General features: G+C 70.3%; 19 protein-coding genes and 1 pseudogene. 9 read left to right on the forward strand and 11 right to left on the reverse strand.

The features are described from left to right. Positions 1–100 precede the first annotated feature (100 nt). Both ABT263_RS06895 and ABT263_RS06900 read right to left on the reverse strand, forming a co-directional pair. On the reverse strand, positions 101–2,602 hold the full coding sequence (locus tag ABT263_RS06895; protein ID WP_352288386.1) for an FtsX-like permease family protein: 2,502 nt from the start codon (positions 2,600–2,602) through the stop codon (positions 101–103). Then, positions 2,599–3,333 carry an ABC transporter ATP-binding protein gene (locus ABT263_RS06900; RefSeq protein WP_352288389.1) on the reverse strand — a complete coding sequence of 245 codons (735 nt, stop codon included), beginning with the start codon at positions 3,331–3,333 and terminating at the stop codon, positions 2,599–2,601. Before ABT263_RS06900 ends, ABT263_RS06895 begins: the two co-directional genes overlap by 4 nt. An 85-nt stretch (positions 3,334–3,418) precedes the next feature. Between ABT263_RS06900 and ABT263_RS06905 the strand changes: the two genes are divergently transcribed. Beyond that, positions 3,419–4,027 carry a response regulator transcription factor gene (locus ABT263_RS06905; RefSeq protein ID WP_329488698.1) on the forward strand — a complete coding sequence of 203 codons (609 nt, stop codon included), beginning with the start codon at positions 3,419–3,421 and terminating at the stop codon, positions 4,025–4,027. Positions 4,028–4,098: 71 nt separating this feature from the next. Here ABT263_RS06905 and ABT263_RS06910 read toward each other — a convergent pair whose 3' ends face one another. Continuing rightward, complete coding sequence (locus ABT263_RS06910) at positions 4,099–6,093, reverse strand: histidine kinase (RefSeq protein ID WP_352288392.1); 1,995 nt, start codon at positions 6,091–6,093, stop codon at positions 4,099–4,101. 656 nt (positions 6,094–6,749) lie between these two features. Between ABT263_RS06910 and ABT263_RS06915 the strand changes: the two genes are divergently transcribed. The 5 genes from ABT263_RS06915 to ABT263_RS06935 all read left to right on the forward strand — a co-directional run bounded on the left by ABT263_RS06915 (position 6,750) and on the right by ABT263_RS06935 (position 14,814). Continuing rightward, positions 6,750–7,463, forward strand: a complete 714-nt coding sequence (locus tag ABT263_RS06915) for a restriction endonuclease (RefSeq protein WP_352288394.1) — start codon at positions 6,750–6,752, stop codon at positions 7,461–7,463. A 263-nt stretch (positions 7,464–7,726) separates the two neighbouring features. Next, positions 7,727–8,113, forward strand: a complete 387-nt coding sequence (locus tag ABT263_RS06920) for an effector-associated constant component EACC1 (protein WP_352288396.1) — start codon at positions 7,727–7,729, stop codon at positions 8,111–8,113. Positions 8,114–8,116: 3 nt separating this feature from the next. Then, positions 8,117–11,926 carry a caspase, EACC1-associated type gene (locus ABT263_RS06925; RefSeq protein ID WP_352288398.1) on the forward strand — a complete coding sequence of 1,270 codons (3,810 nt, stop codon included), beginning with the start codon at positions 8,117–8,119 and terminating at the stop codon, positions 11,924–11,926. A 351-nt stretch (positions 11,927–12,277) separates the two neighbouring features. Further along, complete coding sequence (locus tag ABT263_RS06930; RefSeq protein ID WP_352288401.1) at positions 12,278–14,338, forward strand: GNAT family N-acetyltransferase; 2,061 nt, start codon at positions 12,278–12,280, stop codon at positions 14,336–14,338. A gap of 5 nt (positions 14,339–14,343) precedes the next feature. Next, entirely contained in the window at positions 14,344–14,814 is a 471-nt protein-coding gene (locus ABT263_RS06935; protein WP_352288623.1) for an ASCH domain-containing protein, read from the forward strand. 74 nt (positions 14,815–14,888) lie between these two features. Here ABT263_RS06935 and ABT263_RS06940 read toward each other — a convergent pair whose 3' ends face one another. After that, a complete protein-coding gene (locus ABT263_RS06940; protein WP_352288404.1) occupies positions 14,889–15,821 on the reverse strand; it encodes a phosphorothioated DNA-binding restriction endonuclease in 933 nt (310 codons plus the stop codon). A gap of 262 nt (positions 15,822–16,083) precedes the next feature. Between ABT263_RS06940 and ABT263_RS06945 the strand changes: the two genes are divergently transcribed. Together ABT263_RS06945 and ABT263_RS06950 are read left to right on the forward strand one after the other, a co-directional pair. Next, complete coding sequence (locus ABT263_RS06945; RefSeq protein WP_352288407.1) at positions 16,084–16,587, forward strand: hypothetical protein; 504 nt, start codon at positions 16,084–16,086, stop codon at positions 16,585–16,587. Between the two features lie 206 nt (positions 16,588–16,793). After that, positions 16,794–17,330 (forward strand): annotated as a pseudogene (locus ABT263_RS06950) (NUDIX hydrolase); the annotation flags it as partial. 108 nt (positions 17,331–17,438) lie between these two features. Here ABT263_RS06950 and ABT263_RS06955 read toward each other — a convergent pair. After that, the gene (locus ABT263_RS06955) at positions 17,439–17,912 is read right to left on the reverse strand and encodes an NUDIX domain-containing protein (RefSeq protein ID WP_352288409.1); all 474 of its coding nucleotides are present in this window, start codon (positions 17,910–17,912) and stop codon (positions 17,439–17,441) included. 186 nt (positions 17,913–18,098) lie between these two features. Between ABT263_RS06955 and ABT263_RS06960 the strand changes: the two genes are divergently transcribed. Further along, entirely contained in the window at positions 18,099–18,563 is a 465-nt protein-coding gene (locus tag ABT263_RS06960; protein WP_352288411.1) for a GNAT family N-acetyltransferase, read from the forward strand. Between the two features lie 84 nt (positions 18,564–18,647). On the opposite strand, the gene alaS is transcribed toward ABT263_RS06960, so the two are convergent. The 6 genes from alaS to ABT263_RS06990 all read right to left on the reverse strand — a co-directional run bounded on the left by alaS (position 18,648) and on the right by ABT263_RS06990 (position 25,092). Continuing rightward, a complete protein-coding gene (gene alaS / locus ABT263_RS06965; protein ID WP_352288414.1) occupies positions 18,648–21,302 on the reverse strand; it encodes an alanine--tRNA ligase in 2,655 nt (884 codons plus the stop codon). 224 nt (positions 21,303–21,526) lie between these two features. Then, a complete protein-coding gene (locus ABT263_RS06970) occupies positions 21,527–22,195 on the reverse strand; it encodes an HAD family hydrolase (protein WP_352288416.1) in 669 nt (222 codons plus the stop codon). After that, complete coding sequence (locus tag ABT263_RS06975) at positions 22,192–22,743, reverse strand: orotate phosphoribosyltransferase (protein ID WP_352288418.1); 552 nt, start codon at positions 22,741–22,743, stop codon at positions 22,192–22,194. The genes ABT263_RS06970 and ABT263_RS06975 overlap by 4 nt, the downstream gene beginning before the upstream one ends. After that, positions 22,740–23,339, reverse strand: coding sequence for an SLOG cluster 4 domain-containing protein (locus tag ABT263_RS06980; RefSeq protein WP_352288421.1), 600 nt, complete (start codon positions 23,337–23,339; stop codon positions 22,740–22,742). The genes ABT263_RS06975 and ABT263_RS06980 overlap by 4 nt, the downstream gene beginning before the upstream one ends. After that, positions 23,336–24,208, reverse strand: coding sequence for a hypothetical protein (locus ABT263_RS06985; protein WP_352288423.1), 873 nt, complete (start codon positions 24,206–24,208; stop codon positions 23,336–23,338). Before ABT263_RS06985 ends, ABT263_RS06980 begins: the two co-directional genes overlap by 4 nt. 50 nt (positions 24,209–24,258) lie before the next feature. Further along, positions 24,259–25,092, reverse strand: a complete 834-nt coding sequence (locus ABT263_RS06990) for an aspartyl/asparaginyl beta-hydroxylase domain-containing protein (RefSeq protein WP_352288426.1) — start codon at positions 25,090–25,092, stop codon at positions 24,259–24,261. Position 25,093 lies beyond the last annotated feature (1 nt).

Below are 25,093 nucleotides of genomic sequence, written 5' to 3' on the forward strand. Positions count from 1 at the left end.
GCCGCAGGTCGGGTGACCTGCGGCTGCGGCGTCCTCGGGCGTCCCCGGAGGTCCCGCCGTACCGGGCGTCCGCTCGGGCCGACCACTCGGAGCCGCCCGCTCAGGCCGCCCGTTCCCCGGCCCGCAGCGCGACCCGGGCCGGGAGCCAGGTGCCCACCGCGGCGAGCGTGGCCGCGCCGGCGACGACGATCACGAGCTGCCCCACCGGCACGGCGACCCCGGCCGTCCCCCGGGTGATGCCCTGGGCGTAGGTGGTGAGCACCGCGAAGGCGATCCCGAGTCCGAGCACGGTGGCGATCACGACGGAGGCCGCGGTCTCCCAGCCGAGCATCCGGCGGACCTGGCGGCGGGTGGTCCCGATCAGCCGCAGCGCGGTGAACTCCTGGCGGCGGTCGGTGATGCTCATCGCGAGGGTGTTGAGCACGGCGATCGCCACGAAGGCGATGATCAGGCCGAGCGTGACGTAGCCGATCTGGGCGCTCACCCGGTTGCCCGCGGACTGCGCGGCGGCGCGGTCCAGGACGCCGATGCCGGGCTCGGCCCGCAGCGCCGAGGCCAGCGCCTCCCGGGAGACCCCCTCGCCCCGGACGAGCAGGTTGTCGTCGAGCGGGACGTCGACGTGCGCGGCGACCGGGCCGTGCGCCAGCGTCAGGTCACCGAAGCCCAGGCCCCGGGCGTACAGGGCGACGACGGTGACCTCGGCCGGGGTGCCGTCGGCGAGGGTGAGCCGGACCCGCTGGCCGAGCCGGTAGCCCAGCCCGTCCGCGGCCGCCGCCGTGCCGTCCGCCAGCGCGCCGAGATCGCCCGCGGTCACCGCGAGGTCCAGGGTGTCGGTCAGCCGCTCGGGCGTGACCGCCTGCACGCTGCGCCTGGTCAGGCCGTCGCGGACCTGGGTGTGCAGCACCCGGGTCACCGTCCGCACGCCGGGGACGGCGGCGACCGAGGCGGCGGCGGAGGCGGGGACGCGCGGCCCGACCACGAAGTCGGCGACGCTGCCGCGGTCGCGCTGCGCACCCGCAGCGCCGTCCACGGTGGTCTGGGTGAACAGGATGGTGCAGGCCATCGCGACCAGCAGGGTCAGCGGCGTGACCACCGAGGCCAGCCGGTGCGCGGCGGCCCGCAGGTTGTGGGCGGCGAGGTAGCCGCCGACCCGGGACGCCCGCAGCGGCAGGCCCAGCACCGCGACCCCGGCCCGGGCCACCAGCGGGCCGAGCAGGGACAGCGCCGTGCACCAGAGCAGGACGGCGACGAAGCAGGCCGGGGTGGAGGCCTGGTCCGAGTGCAGCACGGTGAGCACGGCGGTGAGGACGACGGAGCCCGCGGCCGCGACGACGCCGAGGACGATCCGCGCCCAGCCCGGCCGGGGCGGCTTGATCTCGGCCTCGCCGAGGGCCTCCACCGGCTTGATCGCGGTGGCCCGGCGGGCCGAGATCCGGGCGGCGCCCCAGCCGGCCAGCAGGGTGGCGCCGGCGGCGGCGATCGCGGGGAACGGGGAGAGCACCACGGGGAGGTTCGCGGGGATCACGTCCAGGGCGACGAACCGGTCCCGGAGCCAACTGCCCAACGGCAGGCCGGCGGCGGCGCCCAGCACCCCGGCGGCCAGCCCCACCGCGAGCGCCTCGCCGCCGATCATCTTGCGGACCTGTCGACCGGTCGCGGCGACGGCGCGCAGCACCGCGATCTCGCGCTGACGCTGCTGGATCGAGAGGCCGAAGGTGCCGACCACGACCAGCAGGGCGACCAGCAGGGACGTGCCGCCCAGCACACCGCCCATGCTGACCAGTCGTACCTGGGCGTTGGCGGCGTCGGGGAACTCCACCGGTCCGCGGTCGTCGCCGGTCCGGGCGAGGGCGACCGGGGCGGCCTGCGTACCGGTGGCGGCGGCGGTGCCGGCCGGGGTGCTCCGGAGCAGGGCCGCGACGTCGGCGGCGGCCGAGGGCGCCGCCGGGAACACGCCGATCGCACTGAACAGCCCGTCGTGGCCGGCCAGCTGCCGGGCCCGCTCGGGGGCGAAGAACACCCCGGCCTGGGCGTCGAAGACCTGGGCGGTGACGCCGACGACCCGCACGGTCAGCGTCCCCCCGGCGGTGCGGGCCCGCACGGTGGAGCCGACGGCGAGGTGGGTCCGGGCGGCCGTGCCCGCGTCCAGCACGACCTCGTCGGCGGCGGACGGCGCGGTACCCGAGGCCAGGGTCAGGCCGGCCAGCGGCGCGGACTCCCAGCCGTGGCCCCAGGAGTTCGCCGTGGGGCCGCCGGGCAGCAGCACCGGGAACGTCACCTCGGTGCTGACGGACCGCACCGAGGGCAGCGCCGCGATCCGGTCGGCGAGCGCGGCGGGCACCCAGGCCCGGCCGGCGATCGGCTTGGCCTTCTCCTTGACCTTCCCCTTGCCCTTGTTCTGGACCTGGTGGACGTCCTGGTCCCCGGCGACCACGATCGGCGCGGCCGCGTAGCGCTCCGGCCGGACGCCTCCGAGCAGCCCGGTGGCCAGCAGCGTCCCGCAGCCGCAGACCAGCGCGGCGGCGCAGAACAGGGCGACGAAGGCCCCGGCGAATCCGGCCTTGCGGTGCCGGAGGGTGGCTACGGCGAAGCTGAACATCATCGGTTCCACGCTCCCAGGCGGATCATGCGGTCGGCGACCTTGGCGGCGGTCGGCGCGGACATCGTGTCGGCGACCCGGCCGTCGGCCAGGAAGAGCACCTCGTCGGCGTAGGAGGCGGCGACCGGGTCGTGGGTGACCATGACGATGGTCTGGCCGAGCTCCTCGACGGTCTGCCGGAGCAGGGTCAGGACTTCGCGGGCGGTCATGGTGTCCAGGGCGCCGGTGGGCTCGTCGGCGAAGAGCACCTCGGGGTCCGAGATCAGCGCCCGGGCGATGGCGACGCGCTGCTGCTGGCCACCGGAGAGCTGACCCGGGCGGTGTCCGGTCCGCTCCCGCAGCCCCACCCGCCCGACCAGCGCGGCCAGCCGGGCCGCGTCGGCCCGGCGGCCCGCCAGGCGCAGCGGCAGCGTGATGTTCTGCTCGACGGTCAGCGACGGGACGAGGTTGAACGACTGGAACACGAACCCCGCGCGCTCCCGGCGCAGTTCGGTCAGCTTGGTCTCGCTGAGCCGCGACAGGTCGGTGTCCCCCAGCCGGACCGTCCCGGAGCTCGGCCGGTCCAGCCCGGCCGCGCAGTGCAGGAAGGTGCTCTTGCCCGAACCGGAGGGCCCCATCACCGCGGTGAAGCCGCCCTTGGGCAGCCGCACCGTCACCTCGCGCAGCGCGGCGACCGCCCCCCGCCCCTTGCCGTACACCTTGCTCACAGCTTCCAACGTGATCGCTTCGCTCATGCCTCCAGCCTGCCGAGCCGCGAACTCCCGGCCCAGGGACCGGATCACGAGCGACCCGTGACATCGTCACGGGTAGGGTCGTCGCATGATCAGACTCCTGCTGGCGGAGGACCAGCACGTGGTGCGCGGCGCGCTGGTGGCACTGCTGGAGCTGGAGCCCGACCTGGAGGTCGTCGCCCAGGCCGGCTCGGCCGACGACGTGGTGCCGCGCGCCCTCGTCGCCCTGCCCGACGTCGCGGTGCTCGACATCGAGATGCCCGGGCGCACCGACGGTCTCCAGGCAGCCGCGGCGCTGAAGGAGAAGGTGCCGAACTGCCGGACCCTGATGCTCACTTCGAACGGCCGCCCCGGACTGCTCCGCCGCGCCCTGGACGCCAAGGTCGACGGCTTCCTGCTGAAGACCGCCCCGCCGGAGGAACTGGTGGCGGCGATCCGGCAGGTGGCCGGCGGCGGCCGGGTGCTCGACCGGGGGCTCGCCGTCGCGGCCTGGGACCTCGCGGACAACCCGCTGACACCGCGGGAGAACGACGTGCTGCGGGAGCTGGCCGAGGGCGCCGAGCCGCCGGAGATCGCGGCGCGGCTGCACCTGTCGACGGGGACGGTCCGCAATGTGCTGACCGCGGTCGTCGGCAAGCTCAACGCCCGCAACCGGACCGACGCGGTACGCATCGCGCGTGAGGCGGGCTGGCTGTAGCCGCCGCGCCCGCCCGTTCCCCCGGCGCTCCGGGCGTCAGCCCGCGGTGAACGCCCCACGCAGCACCGGCCTCAGCCCGCGGGCACCTCGGCGCGCAGCAGGTACCAGCCGTCGTCCGGACCGGCCGCCAGGGTGCCGCCGATCGCGGCGAGGCGGACGGTCAGCCCGCCGATCCCGGAGCCGGGCGCGCTGACGCCGTCCGGCGCCCCGTCGTTCTCCACCTCCAGCCGCACCGCGTCCCCGGCCACCGAGGTGGCGATGCGCGCGTGGCGGGCGGCGCTGTGCCGCAGGATGTTGGTGACCGCCTCCCGGAGGACCACGCTCAGCACGGCGCCGGCCGCCGGCGGCACCGGGACGTCGTCGACCTCCACCGTGATCGCCGCCGCCTCCAGCACCCCGGCGGCCGAGGCGAGTTCGGCCTCGAAGGACAACCGGGGGCTGTCGCTCACCACCGTCCGCAGTTCGGTCTCGCCGCGTTCGGCCAGCCGCACGATGTCCCGCAGCTCGGCCCGGCCGCGGTCGGCGTCCGTGGCCGCCAGCCGCCGGGCCAGCTCGGCCTTGAGCAGGATCGCGGTCAGTCCGTGGCCGAGCAGGTCGTGCAGGTCGCGGGCGGCGCGCAGGCGCTCGGTCACCACCGCGGCACGGGCCAGCCCCGCCCCCGCCCGCTGGAGCTCCCGCACCAGCCGGGCCAGCCGCAGGACGCCGTAGACCACGACGCAGGTGATCAGGGCGTCGACGACGGCGAGCAGCACGGGCACCGGCCCGCCGCCGGTGAGCACACCGCCGGCCACCGCCGCCGCGACGGCGAGAGCCGCGCCGGCCCGGAGCGGCAGGGCGAACAGCAGCGCACCCGCGAGGATGCCGACCGCGCCGATCCAGTTCCGCCCGGACCAGGGCAGCGGAACGAGGGCGATCACCGCCGAGGCGAGCAGCACCAGCCGGGCGTGGCGCGGCGAGTCCTGCGTCGCGAAGCGGATCTGGAGCAGGCAGAAGACCAGCAGACAGGGTGCCCCGAGCGCGAGCAGCGGCACCGGGACGAGCAGCACGGCCTTGACGAAGAAGGTGCCCAGGACGAGGAGGTACAGGCCGAGCACGGTCCGCAGCTCGGGCGGGTCGGCCGCGTCCGCCGGCGCGGGCGTGGCCGCGACCGCCGCCTCGACGGCGAAGCGCCCGTCCGGTTCCAGACCGGCCGTCAGCCCACCGCCGACCTCACGGACCCGGTCGGCGAGGCCGTCGAGCAGATCGGCGCCGAGCGCGGCCGTCGGCACGCCGTCACTGACCACCCGCAGCACCACCTGCCCGGCCCGCTCCCCGGTGACGATCTCGCACCGCCGCGCGTCACCGACCCGCACCACCGCCGTGACCGCCTCACGCAGCACCGCCGCCAGCACCGTCCCGGCCGGCCCGAGCGGCTCCGAGTGCCCGACCCGCAGGTCCGCGGTGATGCCCGCGGACGCCAGCAGCGCCCTGGCGCTCGCCGCCTCGGGGGCCAGCGACAGGCTGCGCAGCTCCGCCGCCGTGGCCCGGGTCGCCGCCAGGGTCCGCCGCGCCGCGCCGATGAGGTCCGCCAGGACGCCCGGATCGTCCCGGAGCGCCAGATCGCGGACCTCCTCCAACCCCTCGGCGAGCCCGCTCCGCAGCCCGGTCGCGATCCGCAGCCGCTCGCCGGTCACCGCGGCCGCCGCCAGCGCGAGCCGGGCCGCGTGCACCCGCGCCGCGAACAGCGCGAGCGTGGTGACGGCGTACAGCATCACGCCGCCGATCGCCACGATGAGCGTCATGTCGACGGCGTCCCGCACACTGCCCGACCGCACCAGCTCGATCAGGGCCGCGGCGGCGCCGAACAGCGGCACCAGCACCCGGCGCCGTTCCAGCAGCAACGAGGCGGCCGGGAGACAGAGCAACCCGACCGACACCCCGAACCCCAGCACCGCGACGTACCCGACGGCCAGCTCCACCGCCGTCCCGACCCCCGGCGGCACCACCCCCAGCACCCGCCGCACCGCCGACGAACTGTGCCGCAGCTGCACCACCACCAGCACGACGCACGCCACGACCACGGCCACCCCGGCCCCCGGCTCCCCCGGAACCCGCGCGAGCCCCTTCAACAGGTGCACCGAAGCCACCGCGGCAGCCGCCGCCCCCACCAGCCCCCGCGCCGGCCACCCCGCCCGCGCCCCCACATCCACCCCCGCCACCCGGCGCATGCTACGCGGAACCCGATCAAGCCGGCAGCCCTGGCCCCGCCCCGAATCCGCCCCGAAAAACAGCGAAACCGCAGATCCGAAGACCTGCGGTTTCGCCATGAAGAGCGGGCGACGAGAATCGAACTCGCGCTATAAGCTTGGGAATCCTTGGGCCTTCGGCCCCGAAAGAGGCCCTGACCTGCGGCGATACCTGGCCAGGTGGGCACATGAGGCGATCAGTTCTGACCACTGCGGACCATCGTTCGCCGCCCGTTCTGGCACGGATCTGGCACGGCCTGATCAGGTCCCCCGATCAGCGCTCGCTCGCGGGCTCATGGACGACGTGCCGCCGCCCCTCAGCCTCTCACGCCGAGCGCCCAGTTCACAGACCTGACAGCCAGTTTGCCATCGACGATCACGACCAGTCGTAGGAAGCCCACAGAACCGCCTCCTGGGGCGACGAGTTGCGAGGCGGTCTTCCCACGAGCCCGCTCCGTGCCTAACACTGCTGACCGGGATCTTGGGAGGGGGACCGCATGGCCAAGCGAGGCGGACGTCGCTCATCCGCGCGGAAGCGCCCGAACAACCAGTGGAAGGCAGCCGCCGTTGGCACCGTTGTGCTACTGCTTCTCCTCACGGCCTTCTGGTCGCTGATCTGGCCGTACCTCCTCGGCGCAGCCGGGATCAGTGGTGTTGGCGCACTGGGGTGGCGGCTATGGCGCACTGACCGCCTCCTTCGCAGCGGCGATCGGAAGTGGCGGGCCGAGGAGCTGGTGCGGGCCGGCCACCGGACGCTCGCCGACGTGGACAAGATGACCGGCACCGAGTTCGAGGAGCTGGTCGCCGACCTCTGCCGCCGAGACGGCTGCTCCGAGGTCCAGCGAGTAGGAGGGGCCGGCGACAACGGAGCTGACGTGCTCGGCCGCCTGCCGGATGGCCGCAAGATGGTGATCCAGTGCAAGCGCTACACACCCACCGCCTCCATTGCGAGCCGTGAGGTGCGCGACCTCCTGGGTGCCAAGCAGCACTTCAAGGCCGACATCGCCATCTTCGTCGCCACCACTCGCTTCACGCGCCCCGCCGAGACCTTCGCCCAGGAGAACGGGATCATCGCCATCCATCGCGACCACTTCGGCGTCTGGAACAACGGCACCACCCTGGAGGCGCTAACCCAGGTCAGCGGAGCCGGCCAAGGAGATCTGAGTCATCGCGCTCGGTGGAGGAAGACCTATCAAGCCAAGGGTCGGTGAGTCCGGTCACCCCATACCTACCACGGCGTCAGATCTGCTGGTCAGGCCAAGGACGCCCGCAACTGCGGGCCACGTGCCGGAACACCGCACAAGCTCGTAGCGGCAATGAGCCCACAGACATGCGCCAGTCACTGGCCAAGAATTCCACAGATTACCGAATCGGACCCAGCAGATGGACTGCACACCGGTAGGGTACGCATCAAAACGCACTGTCATCAGGCAGCCCTGAATCAGTAGCCACGAGCCAGTCTCAAGGGGGAGTCATGGCCAGCCCGCTCGGTGCCACACGTCTGACCGTCACCGTCCTGGACGACGATCCGCTGCGGGAGGCGCGCGACCTTCGGTCTCTTCAAGAGGCTTTGACTCACGACGGTGTGCCCACCGAAACACGGCAGACCCGCATCGGCACGCCTGACTCCGATTCCAAGGGCCCGAGCACCTCCGAGATCCTCTCTCTGATCTTCGAGGGAAGCGGCCTCGGCATCGCCGCCATCCAACTGTGGCTATCCCGGGTACCTGCACGCCGTCTCCGGATCGAGCGTGCCGATGGCAGCATCCTCGAAATCGACGGGCGTACCCAGCGCGAAGACGCCGACGTGGTGAAGGCGTTCTGTGCCTCTGACGCGCCGCGCGAGGTCGAGGGCAGCTAAGAGATGCAGGACAACGATCGCCACGCTCTTCTCATCGGCGTCAGCGCCTACGACGCGCCCCACTATCAGGACCTTCCGGCCGTGCAAGCCGACCTTCATTACATGCAGGCCGTCCTCGAGCGGACCGACATCGGCATGTTCAACCCGTGCACAGTTGCGGCCGAGCCGACCGCCGCACAGATGATGCGTGTCGTCGAGGATTTCCTGTCCGAACGGACCAGCACCGACACCGCCCTGCTGTACTTCAGCGGTCACGGTCAGTACTCCGCCGCCGATGGTCAGTTGTACTTCATCACCCAGGACAGCGATCCCGACGACCTGTCCCACACCGCCGTCGCCGCCGAGTTCCTCCACCAGCAGCTTCAGGAGTGCCGCGCCACGGCCCGCGTCGTCCTGCTGGACTGCTGTGACAGCGGCGCCGCCGTCCAGTCCTGGTCCGCCAAGGGCACCACCGCCGGCCCGCTCAAGGCTCCCGACGAAGGTGTGCTGCTCAGGCCCTCCGGTGTCTACGTCATCACTGCCTCCCGGGCACGCCAGAGCGCTTCGGCGAAGGCCCCAGAGGGATCAACGCTGGGCACCTCCCGTTTCACGGGCGAGATCGTCGAAGGCTTGCGCTCAGGGCGGATGACCGACAAGAACTGGGTCACCACCGACGACCTATTCACCTACGTCTCCCAGCAACTGCGCGCTCCCGGTGGCCAGCAGCCCACTCGCTCCATGCTCGCAGCCACCGGCACCCTGCGTCTGGCACGCAGCGTCGCTTCGCCCGTCTCCCTCCCCGGGCACGGACCGCAGCCCGGGGACGCCACGCCGTCGATCCCCGACAAAGCTCTACACAGGGCGGCCGACGAGTCCAGGGGCAGCGCCCGGTGGCCGCAGCTTACCGATTTCTACCTCTCGTGCATGTCCAAGGAAGCGGCCGCCGACTGGCTGCCGTCCCGTGGCCAGAAGGACAAGTACGAGATCCTCGGCCGCGGTCGAGAACTCCTACAGTCAGGCGCTGGGCAGACCATGCCGGCTCCCAGCCGGCTTCCCGGCACCACGCTCGGCAGCGCTGACAGCGACCCCGAAATTTGGTACGGCTACCCCGTCGTCACATTGCCAGCCGCTGGCGGAGCTCGCAGGAAGGGCACCGCAGATGGCACTCGACTCGCGCCCCTGCTCCTCCAGCAGCTCGAACTCAGCACCGACGACTACGGCTCGCGGATTCTGCAGTCGGCTGGTGTGCCCATCCCGCACCCCGGCGTCCTCGAGGAGTTCCTGGAGACGCACGAGATCACCGAACTCACCAGTTCGTGGCAGCCTGACTGGCAGCACGGCAACACCGCCCAGATGCTCCAGAGCATCCGCCAGCTCCTGAAGATCCTCGGCATCGACGAGATACAGCCGTTGGACCCCCTCCTCCTCCAAAGCGACAGCGTCACTGCCGAAGTACGCCCCGGTGCCCATAACTGCGCGCTACTGCTGACGTCCTCAGGAGCCGACCGCGCGACCGTCGGCCTTGTCGCCAACCTGCGCGAACTCGCGGACCGGTCAAGCGAGATCGAGAACACCGCCCTGGCCGACCTCATCTCCGACCGCCACCGCGACAACCGTCGCCGCCGGAAAGCCGTGGAGGATCTCAGCGGCAGCCCGATCGTCTCCGTCCAGCCCCTCAACGAGCGTCAGGAAGAGATCATCCGTGCGGTCCTCGGAAACGGACTGACCGTCGCAACCGGACCAGCCGGGACGGGCAAGAGCCAGCTGGTCACCGCTCTTGTGGAGACCGCGGCTCACCTCGGCTGGAAGACCGCCGTGGCCTCCACCAACAATAAAGCCGTCGACGAAGTCGAAGGCCGTTGCTCCGCGATCGCTCCGGGGCTGCTTCTGCGGACCGGAAACCCAGATGTGCGCGTCCGCGAAGCGGAAAACCTGGCCCGCCTCCTTCAGAACGGCGAACCTCCGGAGTGCTCGCCAGGCACGGCCGGCGGCGAGCTGCGCATTGCTCGGGACGCCCTGACCGCCGCCCGCACCCGCCTCGCAAGCGTCACGGAACACGAAGCCGTGCTGGTGGCCACGGCGACCGAGCGCAACCGAAGGCTGACCGACGTCGGCGCCGAGCACACCACGCTCTCCAGTGTCTGGGCGGGACAGGACGACCAGCTTCGCCGCTGGGGGCATCGGGCGCGCAAAGCCGCCGACGCCCGTGTGCTGGGCCCATGGCGCAGACGCCGAACCAGCACCGTCCTGCTCAAGGCCCTCGATGCAGCCGGCACCACGGCCCCCGCCCTCACGGTCCGCGCGACCGACCCTGCCACCGTGTCCGCCACCCTCGCGGCGCTTGCCGATGCTGCCCAGGCCGAGTGGAAGCTGCGCCAGGACCTGCTCCTCCTGCCGTCGGACGCGGCCGCTCAGGCCATGGCCGCTCTCACCCGCGCCGGTGAACAGGCCAGCCGGGCATCAGGAAGGCTGATCCGCTCCACCACCAACGGGCGGGTCCGGGCCGCCCGCACGCTCATCCAGGCCAGGCTCAGCGCCCTCCAACGCGGCCGCGACCTGCGCCGCACCCAACGCGACCTGATGAGCGTCCTCGGTAGTTGGGCCGTGACGACCCACTCCGTCCAACAACTCGACCTGGCGCCAGGCCACTTCGATCTTGTCATCATCGACGAGGCCAGCCAGTGTTCCATCCCTGCGGTGATGCCGCTCCTGTTCCGCGCCAAGCGAGCTCTCATCATCGGCGACCCCGCTCAGCTGGGGCACATCAGTAGTCTCACGGTCGGCACTGAACGCGACGCCCGGCGCCATGCCCAGCTCAGTGCATCCTGGCTGGAAGAACGCCGCCTCGGCTACACGACGGCGTCGGCCTTTGACGCTGCTGCCCACGCGTTTGGCGAGCCGATCTTCCTCGATGAGCACTACCGCTGCCACCCCGATATTGCCGAGATTCCCAACCGTGCTTGCTACGCGGGCAGGCTCCGCGTCCTCACCGATGTCCGCAAGCTGAAACGGCCGGGTGCAGGCCAATCCGCGACGCCGCTGCGCTGGATTGACGTGTCCAACAGCCAGCCCCTGCCCGGTCCCCAGGGGTCCTGGTACAACAGCTCGGAAGTCCGACAGGTCCAGGAGGTCGTCAACGACCTGACAGCCGCCCTCCCCCCGCACGCGACAATCGGTGTCATCACGCCCTTCCGGGAGCAGCGCAAGCGACTCCAAGCCCAGTTGGACGGCACCCGCGTCGCGATCGGCACGGTTCACCGGTTCCAAGGCGGTGAATGCGACGTCATCGTCCTGAGCCTGGCTGCCAATGCCACCATGCCACGGCGTACCGTCAACTGGCTCAGCCGAGAAGCACAGTTGTGGAACGTCGCGATCACTCGTGCCAAGGCCCAGCTCATTACCGTCGGCGACCATGCGTTCTGGTCCGGGCAACCCGGACTTCCCGCCACACTCGCCCAACAGTCGGCCGAAGACGGGCCCTTCGCGTTTCCGGAACTGGCCGCGCGCGTGGACCAACTCGGCGACATGCTTCACGCCCACCTGATCAAGGCCGGTCACAAACGCGTTCAGCGAGACGTTCGTGCGGACGGCCATCACTGCGACTTCCTGGTAACCACCAACGAGGGCGACATCGCTCTCCTCATCGACCGAGGACCAGACGTCGACGAGGACGCTGCCCGCCACCTGCGCCTGCTTCACGCCCAGGCCGCCCTACTTCCCGGGTTGCTCCCCAGCACACCGGGCGTCAGCTGTAACCCGATCATTCGAACGGTGCGAATTCCCGCCTGGAAGATCCTCGCAGCAGAGCACGCCGGTGATCTTCTGGGCGACTGATCGTCGGCCGCGACACCAGCCGCCCACGCAAAACCCTTACCTGGAAGAACACCAACCGAGCTCCGTCACTGGCGCTGCCGCCCATGGGGCGGGTGCCGGGGGCGGCGAAGACCACGCGGACGCCAACGGTGGCGGTGGCACAGGCGTCGAGAAGGCGCTCCAGGAGGGCCGGAGCGCTAGCCCTTGGATGGCCTCTCAGCTGGCGACTTGCACCATGGCCACTGAGATCCACTGAGGTGGCGAGCCCGGGCTGCTGGCAACTGACCAGGCAGCGTTGGTTGGAACCGATTCTCCGTGTCGATATTGCTAGGGCCGATACCACCTGGGTGGCTGGCGGGAGGGGGATGATCCATGGGGATCAAGGTCGTGCCTGTGTCGGGGGTTCAAGACGAACTGCTCGCTGCGGCGATCGCGTTGGGTGATCGCTATACCAAGACGCTGGGCCTGATGACTCCACCGGCCTACGAGAAGATGGCGGACGACGGCGGGCTGCTCGTTGCCGTCGATGGTGACGTCGTCGTCGGCTACGCGCTGTTCGGGCTCCCGAAGCGGACCCCGCATGTGCGGCTGGCCCATCTCTGCGTTGCCCAGGAGCACCGAGGCAAGGGAATAGCACGTCACCTGGTGGAGGCGATCCGGGCCGGCCACGGGCAGCGGTTCGGGATCAAGGCCAAGTGTCGGCGCGACTACGGGCTCACTGGGATGTGGGAGAGCCTCGGATTCAATCCGCGAGGCGAGGTCAAGGGTCGCAGTCGCCGCGGCGACATACTGGATGCCTGGTGGTTGGACTTCCGGCACCCGAGCCTCTTCGCCGAGGTGGACAGCGATGCCCTGCTGACCGTCGTGGTGGACCACGGCGTCTTCGCGGATCTGCATGGAAAGGCGCTGTCGCCCGACGCGGCCGAGTCGCAGGCGCTCACGGCCGACTGGATGGCCGACCTGGTCGAGGTGGCGATCACGCCTCGGATCAATCACGAGGTCCGCGCGATCGAGGACACCATCGAGCGTCAGCACCAGCGCTCGGCTCTCACCGGGCTGCGGGAGATCACCCCCGATCCCGAGGCCGCCGCCACCTGCGGTCGCGATCTGTTGAACGCCGCAGTCGCGGCCTTTCCTGCCCTCACCGAACGGTCCGGGCTGGAAGCACGGCTGCGCTACGTCGCCGAGACCTCGGCCGCCGGACTGCAGGTATTGGCCACCCGCGATCCGCTGCTCACGCAGCTGGCGGATGTGGCCTGGGCAGTCGCCGGGGTCCACGTGGTGGCACCGTCAGTGGTGACACTGCACGTGGACGAGCTGCGACAGGCTCAGGTCTATCGGCCAGCCGGCCTGATGGGCACCGAGTTCCGGATCAACGAGGTCGTGCCGGGCGCAGAGGCCGAGCTGGCGGCCTTCTTCGAACAGACGGGCGGCGACAGCGGCTCAGCCTTCGTCGAGCGCCTGAGGGCCCTGGTGCGGGACTCACTCAGTTGGCGCCGCGAACTCATTCGCGACGGCAGCGGGCACCCGGTCGCGCTGTACGCCTGGGCGATCGACGGCCGCACGCTGACCGTCCCGGTTCTGCGCACCGCCGCCCATCCGCTGGAGGAGACCCTGGCGCGGCAGCTGCTCTTCACCCTAAAGCAGAGCGCTCGCGAATCCGGCGCCCACGTCGTGCGCATCACCGACCCCTTCGTATCAGCCACCGCGCGGGCAGCAGCTAGCGACGACGGCTTCTTCGAGCACACCGGCGGCCAGGCAACGCTGCTGGTGGACATCTGCGGAACAGCGGCAGCGGTCACCAATGCAGCCGCCTTGGCAGCACGGGAGCTGGGCAAAGCTGCGGATGTCCTCCCCGCTGAGCTGTCGGCCGAAGTTGCCAGCGTGGCTGAACGGTCCTGGTGGCCGGCGAAGATCATGGATTCGCAGCTGCCGTCCTTGATCGTGCCGATCGCCCCTCGCTGGTCCACAGAACTCTTCAACGTGCCCACGATGCTGCTGCCACGGCGCAACGAACTTGGTATCAGCAGGGAGCACGTCTACTACCGCTCGCCAGGGCACCGAGGGGAGAGCGTTCCGGCCCGCCTGCTCTGGTACGTCAGCCAGGGGCTGTCCCACCAGGAAGGACAGTTGGTGATTGGCTGCTCACGGCTGGAGGAGGTAGTTGTCGACACAGCCGAGGCCCTGCGTGCGCGATTCGAACACTTGGGCGTATATGGTCAGGATGAGATCCAAGCAATCACCGACAGATCGTCAGGCAAGGCTATGGCCTTGCGCTTCTCGGACACCGAGCTCTTCCCCAAACCGGTGACGTTGCGGCGCTTGACCTCGCTGGCGGACGGCCTGGGGCTACGGTTGTCCCTGATGTCGCTGACGAAGATCGACAACAGGCTGTTCCAGGCGGTCTACCAGGAAGGGCACCGACGGACGTGAACGAGATGGAACGCGCACTCCTGCTCTCAGTCCACCCGCGCTTTGCCACCGCGATCCTCGCGGGCAGCAAGACGGTCGAGGTGCGACGCCAGCGAGTCGCCGTTCCTCCCGGAACGCCCGTCGTGCTCTACGCCACCGCGCCCACCATGGCCCTGGTGGGCATGGCCCGTGTCGCTGCCGTCCAGGTCGGCACCCCGCGGGAGGTCTGGTCCGCCAGCCGTTCCCGTACCGGGATTACCCGGCGCGAGTACGACGAGTACATGAGCGGCGCCACCCAGGCCAGCGGTCTCACATTGGAGGAGCCGGTTACCTTCGAAGAGCCGGTGCCGCTCAGCGCGCTGCGGTCCACCGGAGCGTTCCACCCGCCACAGAGCTACCGCTACCTTCAAGGCGAAGCTCTCCGGCAGATGGCAGCGGCATCTCCAGTGGCGGGAACGACCCTTCTCGGCGTCCTGGGGACGCCCGCTCTCGCGTAAGGGCTGCGGAACGCAACACCCCTACGGCCGCGTTGCCGTCCGCGCCAATCACACGCTGCGCGGCCGACCAGCTGTCATCGAGCCGGCGCAGACTGCTCCAGTGGCGTACGGGGTACACCGTGGAAGACCTGTCGGGCATGCCACTCACGATGCCGCCCGGCGACGGGTGGAAGGCCCGCCTGCGGACCGATGACCGGCCGCCCGGCCAGCGCGAGCACGTGCTGCCTGCTCGCCTCGCTGCGGCCGACAAAACGCTGCGAGACAAGAACGCGCTGCCCCTCGCCCAGGCCCAGGACACCCTTGTCGAAGAGCTTGTGGTGCAACGAACACAGGCACAGGCCGTTGTCGACCTCGTCCGGACCGTCGTATGACCACCAGCGCACATGCGCGGCCTCCAGCCCGACGCTGCTCGCGCCGAGCATCCCGTCGTAGCCGCAGAAGGCGCACTGGAACTCATAGGCCGTCAGTACGAGTTCACGCATCCGCCGATCCCGCTGCCGTCGCGCAGCGGTCTCCGCACCACCCGGCAGGCCGGCCGCGGGCCCGGTCTCGGCCAGCTCCAGGTCGAGTCCGACGGCCTCGCACAGATCGGTGTGCAGCGACGGCGGGAAATGGATGTCCAGCAGCACTCTGGCCAGCCGCCCCAGGAGCGAAGGCTCCTTGGCGAGCGCTGTCCTCAACTCCGGCACGAGCCTGCCGGTGGCTCCGCTGGAACGGAGTGCCCGGCCCCCGCTCCCCGGGCTTCCCTGCCCACGATCGGTCCTGACCTCCCATACGCCGTCACTGACCAGATGATGGAAGGGGTACGCGGGAGTCGTCGGGTTCGGGGGCCCGTACTCGACCAGCAGCCGCTTGAGCTCCTCCTCGACCGCGCTGTAACGCAGTTCACCATCAGCATCCTGCTGGAAGCTGCCGAGGGCATACAGCAGCAACAACGGCTTGTGCGGAGCGCGGACCTCGTTGTTCGTCCACTGCCGCAACTTCGCCACCCGATCGAGCCAGTCCATGGCCGCCAGCGTAGTTCGTGGCACCGACGTCAACTCCGTGGTGGCGCTTAACGCCTCAGCGCGATCGACGTTCAGAGTAGGCCCATCCGGACCGGCTCCTCCCGACCCGTTCCACGCTTGATGCCCCCTGCAGCGTCGGCATAGGTTTGCCGCCGGTAACGGACGATCAAGCGAGGTAGGGTGCATGGCGGGATTGGATGATCTTGTGGAGTTTTTCGGCCAGCCCCCCGCTCGTGAACCGTCTCCGGAAGCCTGGGCTGAGGTGGAGATCTACGTCGGCTCGGCGCTGCCCAGCGACTTCAAGGCCTTCTTGAACGCCTATGGCACGGGCGTCATCTGCGGCGAGTTGGTCGTCTTCCACCCGCGAGGTTCCAGTCCGCTGCTGACGAGGATGCGGAAGATCCACGAGTCGTTCGGCCAGTCGTGGCGACGTGACTCGGACGAGTATCCGTTCCGGTTCCACCCCGACCCGGGTGGCCTCATCTCCTGGGGATACGACTACTCCGGCGACGAGCACTTCTTCTGGCCGTGCGACCCCGAGCCGGACCGCTGGAAGGTTGTCACCAACATCAATGGGACCGAGCCCGTGGTCTTCGACGGGCCGTTCACTGACTTCGTTCTCTCCTTCGTCAAGCGCTTGCGCGACGTGGACCCGCATCACGGCATTGACCCGGACGCCTTGGAGTTCCTTGAGCCGGAAGATCTGAACGAACTGGCAGAGCGCGGCGAGATCGGTCCGGTCAACCCGAGCTTCGAGCCGTTCTGACCTGCTGCCCGGCGGGGCCTGTCGCTCCAGCTACGGCCTCGGGCGCATCAGGGTCGCTCGCGACTGCGACTGTAGCGGGCGGCGTGGTCTGCACTTGGCCGGTTCAGACCCGCAGTCACGTGTTCGGGTCGCGGAGCATTGTGGTCAACTAGGGCCGTCGCTGCTCTCACACCGGGATGTGAACGCTGATGAGCAATCAGGCGGGCGAGCTCGAGCCGTGGCGGATCCACGGGGACCGAGTGGTGTACGACAACCCCTGGGTGCAGCTCGCCCTGGTGCATGTCGAGCCGCCGGGAGTTCCACGGTTCGAGCATCACGTGGTCAGGTTGAAGCGGGTGGCCATAGCGGCAGTCCTGGACTCCGAAGACCGCGTACTGATGCTGTGGCGATACCGCTTCGTGCCGAACTCATGGGGCTGGGAGCTTCCGGGCGGCATCGTCGATCCCGGGGAGGACGGCCGGCAGGCGGCGCTGCGTGAGGTGGAGGAGGAGACCGGCTGGCGTCCGGACGGCCTTGACCACGTGGTGACGTTCCAGCCGATGGTCGGGATGGTGGACTCCCCCCACGAGGTCTTCGTCGGCGAGGGAGCGACCTTGGTGGGCGAGCCCGAGAACGGCGAGGAGGCTGGACTCATCTCATGGGTGCCGCTGGCCGACATTCCGGCGCTCATGGCGGAGGGGAAGCTGATGGGCTCCGGCACCCTGGTGGCGCTTCTCCATATCCTGGCTACCCGAAACCGGTAGGTCGGCCTCCGGGCCAGACCCCCGCCGACACTGCTGTCATCAGAACCTGGCGCCCAACTGGTCGATGCGCGCCGCGCGTACCGAGCCGCGGCGGGCCAGCCGTAGTGGTCAGGGGTGAGGTGTCCCGTGCTCCAGGTAAGCAGTCGCCGAGCGAGATCGAGCGGCGACGGCAGCGTGGACTCGCCGGGCCAGACGAGGGATGAGGAGCGTGTCGATCTGGTCGGCGGTGTGGAAGGCGTACTCGCCGATCTCCATTCCGTCCAGGTTGATCCGAGCTCGCTCGTCGGCCGGGAGGATGCCGCCGTCGAAGACGAAGAGCAGCTTGTCGCCCTCGGTCGGGTGGGGTGCCCAGTCCGCGACGAGGAGTCGGCCGATGGGCGGGGTGATACCGAGTTCCTCCTTGACCTCCCGGGCCGCGCCTTCGCTCGGAGTCTCACCGAGGTGGAGGTAACCGCCCGGGATCTCCCATCCCGGCTTGTACGTGGGCTTCACCAGGAGCACGCGGTCAGCTTCGTCGAAGAACAGCACGCCGGCGGCGGTACGCGGCTGGGCAACGACCTCAGGCGCGTCGGAGTCGCTCATGGAAACAACTGTAGTGGTCCACGCTGGGTTACCACTGAGGTTCTGGCCGAAGCACCGATCACCCAGCAGGCCGTAGGTCAGCGTTCGGCCGACACTGTTGCTGTGACTCTTCGATCAACTGATCCGGCGGCCCGAGACCGCCCCTTTGGCCTCGGCACCGTGCGGCGATTCACTGAGGGGGACTCGGTGGAGCAACTGACCCGCTTGCTGCATCTCGCATACGCCGATCACGCCGCCGCTGGGCGGGTGTTCTTTGCCTCCTACCAGTCCCTGCAGGACACGGCCTACCGCCTGGGCAAGGGTGAGTGCTGGGTGGCGTTCCAGGGGGACGCGATGGTGGCGACGGTGACGGTGACGGCTCCTTTCGCGGCCCCGGAGGGCTACCCGGCTCCGGCGGGCGCGGGGTCGTTCTGGCAGCTGGCGGTTGAGCCGTCCCAGCGGGGCACCGGGCTGGGGCAGCGGCTGCTGACGCTCGCAGAGGAGCGGATTGCCGCATTGGGTTGCGGGCAGGTCGTGATCGACACGTCGTCCCAGGCGAGAGAGCTGGTCGGCTGGTACCGCCGGCGTGGATACGTGCCGGTGGGCACGTGGCGGTGGGACGTCACCAATTACGACAGCGTTGTCCTGGTGAAGAACCTGTCGGAGCGCTGATCGGGGCCGGCGGGAGGCATGCTGCGGGCGGTGGCGGCCCCGCGTGGAAGCCGCCACTCGCAGCGTGGTCATGCGCGTAGGCGTCTACTGGTTGAGGGCGCGGGTCGCCTCCTGGACCGCGATGCTGAGGGCCTCGTCGAGGGCTTCGACGCGGCGGCCTCCGGCGTTGGCGACTGGGCCCGTGCCGCCTGTTCCGCCGCCTACCGCGCGGGCAGCACCGGCGAGGATCTGGCTGGCCTCGGCTCCGTCGCTGAGAAGACTGGGCGTGATGGCGGCGACGAGCAGGGCCTTGCCGTCGTGTTCGGTCCCGAGGACGACTACGGCGCGGTCGTTGCGGAGGCGGTCGGCTGTGCCGGCGGCGAGGACGCGGAGGCCATCCGCCCCCAGCCCCGTGACTCGCTGCGAGACGATCCGGCCCCCGGGTACCTGGCGGGAGTCCGAGGCGAGCTGTTCCGACTGGCTCCGTAGGTCGGCCTCGCGCAGGCGGGCGAGCTCCCGCTGCATGGTGGCCAGGGCGTCGAGGCGCTTGTGCAGGACCTCGGGGGCATCCTTCGGGCGTGTGCCGAGAAGTGTGGAGACCTCTTCGAGCAGTCGGCGCTCGGTGTCGTGGTGGCGGAGAGTGCCGTGGCCGGTGAAGGCTTCGATGCGGCGGAGATTAGAACCGACCGAGGACTCGCTGAGCAGGCGGAAGGCACCGACCTGGGAGCCGTGACCGACGTGGGTTCCGCCACACAGCTCGCGGGAGAAGTCGCCGATGTCGACGATGCGCACGGTGTAGCCGTACTTCTCGCCGAACAGGGCGATGGCGCCGGCGGCCTCGGCTTCGACGCGGTCGGCATGCCAGGCCCGGACGGCCGGGTCGTCGAGGACGTGGCCGTTGACGGCGGCCTCGATCGCAGCGAGCTGCTCGGGGGTGACGGCGGAGAAGTGGGCGAAGTCGAAACGGAGCCGGTCGGGTTCGACGAGGGATCCCTGCTGGCGGGCGTGGTCGCCAAGAGTGGCGCGGACGACGGCGTGCAGGATGTGGGTGGCCGAGTGGGAGCGCATGAGGCCCTTGCGCCGGTCGGCGTCGACGGTGGCTTCGCCGCTCGCCCCGGTGCGGATCTCGCCTTCGATCACGCGGGCGCTGTGGACGCGGAAGCCTTCCAGACCGTATCGGGTGTCGGTGATCCGCAGGAGGGTGCCGTCGGTGGTGCGCAGCGTGCCGGTGTCGCCGATCTGGCCGCCGGCCTCAGCGTAGAACGGGGAACGGTCGAGCACGAGTTCGACGTCGGTGCCTTCGGCGGCGGTGGTGGTAACGGCTCCGTCGGAGATCAAGCCCAGGACGGTGACCTCGGCGGTTAGGTGGTCGTAGCCGAGGAAGTCGGTGCGGGGCAGGTGAGCGGACAGCTCGCGGTAGGTGTCCTGCTTGCGCAGGGCTTCGGTGGTCTTGGCCTTGCCGCCGGCCTTGGCGCGCTTCTTCTGCTCGTCCAGCAGGGTGGCGAAGCGGTCTTCGTCGACCGTCAGCCCGGCGTCGTGGGCTGCCTCGACGGTCAGTTCGAGGGGGAACCCGAAGGTGTCGGCCAGTTCGAAGGCGGTCTCGCCGGGCAGCGCGGTGGAGCGGCTCTCACGGGTACGGGTGATCGCGGCGTTCAGCAACCGGGTGCCCTGCGTGAGGGTGCGGGTGAACGACTCCTCCTCGGCGGTGACGACCTGCTCGATGAGGGCGGCTTGGTCGGAGAGTTCGGTCCAGACGTCGCTGAGGTTGGCAATCACGCTGGTGGTGGTCGGCGCGAGGACGTCCTGGTTGATGCCGAGCAGGCGCGCGTGGCGGATCGCGCGGCGCATGAGGCGTCGCAGGATGTAGCCGCGTCCGTCCTTGGCGGGCAGGACGCCGTCGGCGATGAGGAAGGCGATGGAACGGGCGTGCTCGGTGACCACCTGGAAGGAGACCTTCTCCTCACCGCTGCCGAGGTAGTCGCGGCCGGCGAGTTCCTGGACTGTCTTGAGGGTCGGCAGGAGGAGGTCGGTGGTGCAGACGTTCTCGACGCCCTGGAGGATCGCGGCGAGGCGGTCGAGGCCGAGGCCGGTGTCGATGCTCTGCTGGGCAAGGTCGCCGAGGATCGGGAAGTTGCCCTTCTTGTCACCCTCGCCACGCTGGGACTGCATGAAGACGAGGTTCCAGATCTCCATGAAGCGCTCGCCGTCGACGGCGGGGCCGCCTTCGGGGCCGAAGGCTGGGCCTCGGTCGTAGTGGAGCTCCGAGGAGGGGCCGCAAGGGCCAGGGACGCCCATCGACCAGAAGTTGTCCTCCATGCCCAGGCGCTGGATTCGCTCAGCGGGTACGCCGATCTTGCGCCACAGCTGCTCAGCTTCGTCGTCGTCCTCGTAGACGGTGACCCAGAGGCGGTCCTTCTCCAAGTTATAGCCCTGGGTGAGGAGTTCCCAGGCGAAGGCGATGGCGTCCGCCTTGAAGTAGTCACCGAAGGAGAAGTTGCCCAGCATCTCGAAGAACGTGGCGTGCCGGTTGGTGCGGCCGACGTTGTCGATGTCGGAGGTGCGGGCGCACTTCTGGATGCTGGTGGCACGCGGGTACTCCGGGGTGACCTCGCCCAGGAAGTAGGGCTTGAACTGGTTCATGCCGGCGTTGGTCAGCAGCAGGGTCGGGTCGGCGGGGATCAGCGGGCTGGACGGAACCTCACGGTGTCCGCGGGAGGCGAAGTAGTCCAGGAAGGTGGAGCGGATCTGCGTCGAGCGCATGGCGGTATGGCCTCACGGAAGAGTCGTGGAGGGTGGGGGAGATCACACGCCGAGCCGGGCCGAGAACAGGGACTGAGAAGTTCTCAGTTCTCCAGCTCGACGCAGATAGCTCGCGCCCCCACGGTGTAGACCATGACTCCAGATCCGTTGCTCACAGATGGTGCAGCCGACGCGGACCCAGGGGTCCTGTGCAGGCTGCACCACCCAGAGTAGCGGGTCCGGAGTCAAGATCGCTGGGATTCCTGGCGCGACCGCTCCGCTCCCACCAGAAGGAGCAGTACGTCGGCGAGCTCTGCGGGATGCGGCAGGACGAGGTCGGCGCCGGCCAGGGTGAGCGCGGCGGGGCCGGCGAAGCCCCAGCCCGCGCCGACGGCCGTGACACCTGCCGCGCGGGCGGCGTGGACGTCGACGTCCATGTCGCCGACGAACACGGCGTCCCTCGGCGCGACGCCGAGCTGCCCCAGAGCGAGCAACAGCCCGTCGGGCGCGGGCTTGGGAGCCGCATCCTCGAAGCAGACGACGGTGTCGAGCATTTCGAGGATGTCCGGTGCCAGCAGCCAGCCGACCCGGCGACGGCTCCGCAGGGTCACGATGCCGGTGCCGACACCGGCGGCCCGAAGGGCGGTGAGGGTGTCCACGACGAACGCGAAGACCTCGGTGTGCAGGCTGGCGGTCGCGGTGGCCGCGTCCCAGCTGTCCTCGTTGATCGCTCCACGCAGCCCGAGTCCGGCCAGCACTTGCTCGCGTGGTGTGGTCGCCGCAGCGGCTGGAAGGTCGGCGACGGTGATCCGGCGGCCGAGCGCGGAGGTCGCGAAGCCTGCCAGGGTCCCGAGTTGAGCGGAACGGCTGTCGACGAGGACGCCGTCGAGGTCGAAGAGCACGGCTCGCCTCACGCAGCATCACCCGCAAGTGGTACCGGAAGGTCGGCCTCGGTCAGCAGGGAGTGCAGGGTGACGCGGTGCTCAGCCAGCAGCACGCGACCGCCGAGCGAGCGCTCCAGCACGCACAGCGCGTCGGCGACGGGCGCCCCGGCGATCCGCAGGGTGCCTGCCATGGTGAGTAGTTGGCCACCGGAGCGGACGACGTCGTCGACGAGGACAGTTCGGCGACCGTCGAGGGCAGCGCCCTCGATCTGGCGGCGGGAGCCGTAGCCTTTCGGGCGGCGCCGCAGGAAGACGGCAGGCAGACCGGTGGCGGCAGAGAGGGCGACGACGAGCGGGACGCCGCCGAGCTCGATGCCGGCCAGAAGCTGGGCATCGTCGGGGACCAGGCTGGCCATGGCTGCGGCGGTGTCGCGCAGGAGCGCGGGGTCGGAGGCCAAGCGGTACTCGTCGAAGTAGGCGTCCAGCTGGTGGCCGTTGGCGAGGCTGAACGGGGCGGTGACGCAAGCGGTTTCGGCGAGCCGGGCGGTGAGGCCGGCCAGCGTTGTGCTGGTGGTCATGCTCCTCCGATCGGGTTGGTGCCAAGCGTGGCGAGGTGGGTGCGGAAGGCATCGGCGGTCTCGGTGGTGGCGAGGAAGCCGAGGGGCCGGGTCGGGGTCTCGTACAGCCACTTCTCCTCGCGCAGGAAGTCGAGCAGGCGCAGGGCCGCCGCTCCGGCGAGGCAGACCGGTACGGGCCGGATGGCGGTCGCGTAGTACAGCGCGGCGGTCAGTTCGTGCAGGGTGCCGACGCCGCCACCCATCGCGACGACCAGGTCGGCGTGTTCCAGGTAGTGGTTGAGCCGTGTGCCGAGGTCGGGGAGGTGGACCGAGGTGGTGGCGTGCGGGTTGAACGCACCCCACTCGTCGTGCTTGCCGATCAGGGTGACCGCCGTGACCAGGGCTCCCTGGGAGCCTGCTCCGCGCGCGGCGGCCTCCATCAGCCCGTTGTAGCCGCCGTGCTGGAGCGAGTACCCGGCCTGGGCCAGGGTCCGGCCGATCTCCTCGGCCAGCTTCTCCTCCTCGACGGAAGCGGGGACGACGCCGCCGAAGAACACGGCGGTCAGGCCCTCCCGGGCCCGGATGGTGGCCGGGCCCGCGAGGTGGAGTGCGTTCACACCAGCTCCTGGTAGGTGCGGTAGGCGGCGATGGCGTCGCCCAGGCCGTCGAGGGCCTCGGGGCAGGCCCGCTCGACCAGGGCGAGCATCCGCTCGATAGCCGCGTCGACGTCGGTGGCCAGCGGCACGGCCGGTCCGCTGATCGCCGCGTCCAGGTCGCCCAGGCAAGCCCGGCCGATCGGGGTAACGGCGATCTCCTCGCGCAGCTGGTACCAGCCCCAGAACGGGGAGGCTGGGGCCAGGGCAGCCTTGATGAGGTCCTTCGTCGCGGTGTGGAGCCGGTGCCACTCCGCGTAGGCGACAAACCGCTGACCGCGCTTGATGCGCTTGTGCAGCAGGACGGCCAGCACCAGGTGCTCGATCAGCAGCTCGGTGCACGACCGCGGCTGGTCGAGGAAGTCGGCGGCGAAGCGCTCGGCCACCGCGACCTCCTCCGGCGTAGCGGGTGCGGGCTGGCGGTTGAGGAGCGTGGCGGTGGCCACCGTCGCCTGCAGGTGCGGAACGCGGGAGGCGGGCGCGAGGTAGAGGTCGATCTGGTGCAGCCTGCCCTCGTCCGGGATGAGGAAGACCGTCCCGACTCCGCCGAGGTCAGCGACGATCGTGTCGCGCCAGCCAGGCAGCAGGGCGCCGGCCTCGATCGACATGAGGTCGTTCAGCGCCTCTACGAAGGCCGGCAGTTGGGCGTCGTGGACGCCGACGACGAAGTCGACGTCGGAGAGGCGGTCGGCGGTGCCGTGGGCGAGCGAGCCGCGGACCATCAGGTGGGTGACGGCCGGGGAGGTGGCCAGCGTGTCGGCGAGCTTCGACAGGAGCGGGAGCTGGGCCGGGCGGTTGGCGTGGGTGAGTTCGGCCAGTTGCAGGGTGGGCATGCGCGTCCTCCGTTCGGATTCCGGCGGGACTGGGTTTGTCGGGTGGCCGGTCAGGCCGTGATGGCGAGGAGGCGTCGCTTGGCCGCCGTCCAGCGTGTAGTGGCCTCCATGTCGCCGAGCGAGGTGTGCAGCTCGGCGATCAGGTCGTAGACCGTGCCCTCGGGGAGGGCGTAGGCGTAGAAGAGCCGAAGCAACATCCGCTCGGCGGCCTCGGGGTAGCCGAGCTCGGCCATGCTCCGGGCGGCCTGCAGCCGCTCGGCGAGGAGCGTCTCCTTCGCGGCGGGGAGTGGCTCGGCGTTGGCGGGGTGAAGAGAAGGGCGCCGGGCCAGGCGCCGGTAGGTGTCGTCGGCGTACACGTCGGCGATCAAGTGGATACGGTCAGGGCCGAGCAGGTTGCACACCCCGTGGGCGTAGGTCGGCGTCAGCCGCCAGATCCGTCCGCCGGTCATGTGCACCTTGGTGCCGCCGGTGACCAGGAACGCCGACGTGTTGGTGTGCAGCGGAATGTGCAGCCGGTGCCGCTCGACTTGGTCGAGCTCGTCGTAGTCGCGGTGTTCCCAGAGGAAGGCGTTGGCCTCCAGCCGCGCGAGCCGCACCCACATGTAGTTCAGACCCAGGTCGGCCAGGAGCGCGGAGGTGGCCGGCATCCGGGCCAGCAGGCCGGTCGGCCTTGCGGCGCAGTCGTCGATCGTCACGTCGGCGGCGTCGCCGGAGCCGTTCATCAGCGAGGTCGTCCACCAGCCGCCGGACTGGTAGGTGCTGTACTCCGCCTTCCAGGGGGCCGGAGCGGTCAGGGCCTCGTGGCGCATCCGCTCCAGCTGGGCGGGGTCGACGGCGTCGAGTTGGGCGATCTGTCCGGCCAGAGTGGTCAAGGTGCTGTCCATC

This window comes from Kitasatospora sp. NPDC001603, assembly GCF_040298365.1.
In the GTDB taxonomy this organism is placed as follows: domain Bacteria; phylum Actinomycetota; class Actinomycetes; order Streptomycetales; family Streptomycetaceae; genus Kitasatospora.